Source organism: Albidovulum sp., assembly GCF_049646345.1.
GTDB lineage: Bacteria > Pseudomonadota > Alphaproteobacteria > Rhodobacterales > Rhodobacteraceae > Albidovulum.
Map to the genome: position 1 here is coordinate 1 of NZ_JBARVQ010000719.1, position 4,503 is coordinate 4,503.

Sequence of the window (4,503 nt, forward strand, 5' to 3'; positions counted from 1 at the left end):
GTCACGTTCCTGATCACCGTGCCCACCGCCATCGCCGCCCTGATGCAGCGCCCGGTCAATGCCGATGTCTCCTCTCTGAAAACCGCGATTTCCGGTTCGGCCCCGTTGCCGCTTGAGCTTTACAACAGGTTCGAAAAGGCCACCGGTGTGCAGATATCCGAAGGCTACGGTCTGACCGAGGCGACCTGTATGGTTTCGTGCAACCCGATGGACGGTGTTAAGAAAGTGGGATCGGTCGGACTTCCCTTGCCCTATTCCGAGGTGCGTATCCTGCATACCGATGCGGCGGGGGCTGTCACCAAGGAATGCGGTATTGATGAGGTCGGAGAGATCTGCGTGTCCAATCCCGGGGTCTTCGACGGATCGACCTATACAGAAGTCGCGAAAAACCAGGGGCTTTTTGCAGACAACCGGTTTCTGCGCACCGGCGATCTGGGGCGGATTGACCCGGATGGCTACCTGTGGATCACAGGGCGTGCCAAGGATCTGATCATCCGGGGCGGCCACAATATCGACCCGGCCGAGATTGAGGAGGCCCTGGCGGGCCACCCGGCCATCGCCTTCGTCGGTGCAATCGGCCAACCCGACAGTTTCGCGGGCGAACTGCCTTGCGCCTATGTCGAACTGGTCGGCGGGGCCGAGGTGACACCTGAAGAGCTTATGGAATTCGCCAAGTCGCATATCCAAGAACGCGCGGCCATTCCGAAACATATCGAAGTGCTGGACGAGCTGCCAAAGACCGCCGTCGGCAAAATCTTCAAACCGGATCTCAGAAAACGCGCGATTGCCCGGGTCTATGATGCGGCCCTTGCCGAGGCGGGGTTCGCCGTGAAGGTGAAAGATGTCGTGGAGGACAAGAAGCGCGGCCTCGTGGCGCGTTTGGAAAAAGCCGGGACGGTCGATGAAGAGGCGCTGGCGCACAAGCTGGGTGAATATACCCGGCCCTGGGAGTGGTCTGAGTAAGACCGACGGGTAAGGTGGGTTTAAACCCACCTTACGTTGAAATTCCCTTTGGGCACGTAATGGTGCGCTGGGTCGCATAATAGCGCCCTAAAGCAGCGCTGTAAGGTGGGTTTAAACCCACCTTACGACACAGAGATATCGAATTGTCGCATGGACGCAACCGCGCCTCTGGTCCAGATTGGGTGCCGGAGGTCTTGCCGATGCACCCCTACAGTTACCGCGATGATGCCACCGTGCCCGCATTCGATGATGCCGCGCCGGTGGCGTTCATGGATGGGGAATGTGTGCTCTGTGCCTTCGGGGCCCGGATGATTGACCGGCTCGACCGGCGGGGTGATATCCGTATCTGTCCCGTTGCAACGCCCCTTGGTCAGGCGATGTTGCGCCACTACGGGCTTACCCCCGGCGATCCTGAAAGCTGGTTGTTCCTTGAGGCGGGACGGGTCTGGCGGGATTTCGACGCGATGGCGCGGGTCGGCGCGCGGTCGGGGGGCATGGGGCATCTTCTGCGCTTGCTTCTGGTGATCCCGAAGCCGTTGCGGGACTGGCTCTATACCCGTATCGCCCGCAACCGCTATGCATTGTTCGGGCGTACCGATCTTTGTGCCCTAGCACCGCCTTCGCTTCGTGCGCGGCTTCTGACGTGAGGGTTGTTGTCCTTGGTGGAACGGGTGTCTTCGGCAGTCGTATCGCCGAACTTCTGGTGCGTGACGGGCATGATGTTCTCATCGCCGCCCGTCGTCTTTCCCCTGCGCGCAAACTGGCGAACCGCCTTGTTGTGCGGGTGTTGCAACTCGATCTCAGGGAAGATCTGACACCGCTTTGGGCTGAAGATCCCGGCGTGGTTGTGGATGCAGCCGGGCCCTACCACGCCTATGCGGGCGATCCCTACAGGATTGCGCGGGCCTGTATCGCACACGGCGTCGGATATCTCGACCTGGCGGACGATCCGGCCTTCTGCGAAGGCATCGCTGCATTGGATGAAGACGCCCGCAAGGCGGGCACCTTTGCCTTGTCGGGTGTCTCTTCGGTACCTGCCCTGTCCTCGGCCGTGGTCGCGGCTTTGGCTGGTTCGTTGGACAGCGTCGACGTGATCGATATGGCGATACTTCCCGGCAACCGCGCGCCGCGCGGGGCTTCGGTGATCCAGGCCATCCTGTCGCGAACCGGCGCGGTGTTTCGGCTCTGGCAGGGCGGCGGATGGGACCTGCCGCGCGGCTGGTCAAAGCCGCGCCGGTTTCAACTGGCCCCCGGGCTGGTCCGGACAGGCTACCTGATCGAGGTGCCTGACAACCGATTGTTCCCCCGCTGTTTCGGGGCATCAACCGTTACGTTTCGGGCCGGTCTGGAGCTTTGGCCGATGAATGCCGGTCTTGCCCTTCTGTCGTGGCTTCGCGCTGTCACCGGCGTCGGCATGCCGCGCTGGGCGGCTGGCGCGGCGCGGCTTGTCGCGACGATGCTGTGGCCTTTCGGGACCGCACGGGGCGGGATGATCGTTCAGGTCACCGGGCGCCGCGCCGACGGATGGAGCCGCCGCGAATGGTGTCTGGTGGCAGAGGCCGGAAACGGGCCATTCGTGCCAGCAGTGGCGGCGCGGGCGATCCTGCGCGCGGTCGACAGGATCAGGCCGGGGGCGCGGCCCGCCCTTGCCGAATTGCCGCTGGCAGAGTTCGAGGCTGCCATGTCGGATCTTGCCGTCACGACCGGGACGCAGACCGCACCGCTGCCCCCCTTGTTTCCGGCCCATCTTGGGGACGCGTTTCTTGAACTGCCCGTTCCGGTCCGGGAAAGCCATGATTGGGCAGGTTGTCTTCGGCTGGAAGGGCGCGCCGAGATCACGCGCGGCCAGGGTCTGGTCGCACGCCTGATTGCGGGTCTGTTCGGTTTTCCGCCAGCCGGTTCGGATGTGCCGGTCACCGTCACCAAATGGCAGGTCCCCGAGGGCGAGGTCTGGTTGCGCGATTTCGGCGGGCGGCGGTTCCGGTCCCATCTGCGATCTGTTGACGGGCGGATGACGGAACGGTTCGGTCCCTTCACCTTCGCGCTGGGTCTGAATGTCACCGACGGCACCCTTGCCTTTCCGGTCGCCGGGGGACGGATCGGTCCCTTGCCCCTGCCGTGGAGGCTCCTGCCGGGATCGGTGGCATCGGAACGCGAAGAGGATGGCCGATTTCACTTCGATGTCGAGCTTCGCGCGCCCTTGGGGTTCGGCCGCATCGTTCACTATCGCGGCTGGCTCTCGAAACGCGGTGCCAGTGCGCCGGACGTTTGCAGGTAGACCAACGAATCACGTCGCCGGGTCACTCTGCGAATTGTTCAAGGTTAACGTCAGATGAACCGTGCCTGGGCGAAAATGAACCCAGCATGAACGGCGAATTGCGAAGATGAACGCAAGATTAACAAACGGGCTAATATCCACGAATTCTTAGCTTTGTTCACAAAAACCGGCGCGGCCGGCGCATTTTTGCCAGATTTCAAACATGTCTGGATTGCGGGGGCATGAATTCCAGCCGGGACAACCGGCGGAGAACGGGAAATTTGTAACGATGCGCTGCCATAGAAAATCTTTCAGGAAGTTATTCCGTTTTGGCCGGAATGAGGACGGAGCCGCGACAATCGAAGCGGTGCTCTGGCTGCCATTCTATCTCATGCTGTTCGGCCTGCTGGCCGATGTCTCCATGGTCTTTCATGGGCAGTCAAAGCTGCTGCGCATCGTGCAGGACGCCAACCGGAATATGTCCGTCGGTCGCCTCACGACCACGGCTGAGGTTATTGATTTCGTCGAGGCCCGGGCAGGCGTATTCGCGACACCCACGAGTGTGTCGAACAACATCGCGGCCGGGCTGATCACGACGTCGATCACCGTGCCGATGAGCGATCTTGACATGTTTGGTGTCGCCGGGATTTTCAAGACCGCTGAGATGACAGTGCGTTCAGAACACCTGATGGAGAACTGAGCCATGACCCTGCATCACACTCCCGGTTTTCATGCTGACGAACATGGCGGCATCACGGTGTTCAGCCTGCAGATGTTTCTGGCGGCCCTCATGGTGGGTGGCCTGGCGGTTGACTTCGGAAATGGCGTTGCCACCAAAACCCAGTTGCAGGTGGCGTCGGATGCAGCGGCCCATGCCGCGATCTATACGCGCGAACTCAACAGCACTGACGACGCCAGGAACAAGGCGCTTGAAGTCGCTGCGTACAACATGCCGTCAGTCAAATACGGTTCAGTCCTGTCAGCCGATGATATCGTTTTCGGACATTGGGACAGCGACACGCAGTCCTTCACGCCGGATGCCTCATCCCGCGATGCGGTTCAGGTCGTGTCAAAGCGCCATGCCGCAAACGGAAATGGCGTGACCACCTACATGATGGGGCTTGTCGGTATGTCCAAGCTGGATGTCACATCGGGCACAGTCTTTCAAACCTATTATCCCAGCTGTTTCCGGGAAGGCTTTGTAGCAAAGGACCGGGTCGAGATTCAGAGCGGCAGCCACTACGGCTCCGGCTTCTGCATCCATTCGCAAAGCTACGTGAAAG

The 4,503-nt window shown here is 61.2% G+C and carries 5 protein-coding genes; all 5 read left to right on the forward strand.

Translation table 11 applies throughout. The annotated features are described in order from the left end of the window. On the forward strand, positions 1-963 hold a 963-nt coding region (locus tag WBB85_RS18720), incomplete at its 5' end, for an AMP-binding protein (RefSeq protein WP_432640107.1). Between the two features lie 200 nt (positions 964-1,163). Then, positions 1,164-1,610, forward strand: coding sequence for a thiol-disulfide oxidoreductase DCC family protein (locus WBB85_RS18725; RefSeq protein ID WP_432640108.1), 447 nt, complete (start codon positions 1,164-1,166; stop codon positions 1,608-1,610). Beyond that, positions 1,607-3,241 (forward strand): SDR family oxidoreductase, encoded by a 1,635-nt coding sequence (locus WBB85_RS18730; RefSeq protein ID WP_432640109.1) that lies wholly within the window; start codon positions 1,607-1,609, stop codon positions 3,239-3,241. The genes WBB85_RS18725 and WBB85_RS18730 overlap by 4 nt, the downstream gene beginning before the upstream one ends. A gap of 268 nt (positions 3,242-3,509) precedes the next feature. Further along, complete coding sequence (locus WBB85_RS18735; RefSeq protein WP_432640110.1) at positions 3,510-3,920, forward strand: TadE/TadG family type IV pilus assembly protein; 411 nt, start codon at positions 3,510-3,512, stop codon at positions 3,918-3,920. A 3-nt stretch (positions 3,921-3,923) separates the two neighbouring features. Continuing rightward, positions 3,924-4,503: pilus assembly protein TadG-related protein (locus WBB85_RS18740; protein ID WP_432640111.1), on the forward strand; the 580-nt coding region annotated here is incomplete at its 3' end.

Coding starts and splice junctions, on each gene's coding strand:
- WBB85_RS18725 (WP_432640108.1), top strand. CDS start 1,164: ATGCACCCCTACAGTTACCGCGATGATGCCACCGTGCCCGCATTCGAT.
- WBB85_RS18735 (WP_432640110.1), top strand. CDS start 3,510: ATGCGCTGCCATAGAAAATCTTTCAGGAAGTTATTCCGTTTTGGCCGG.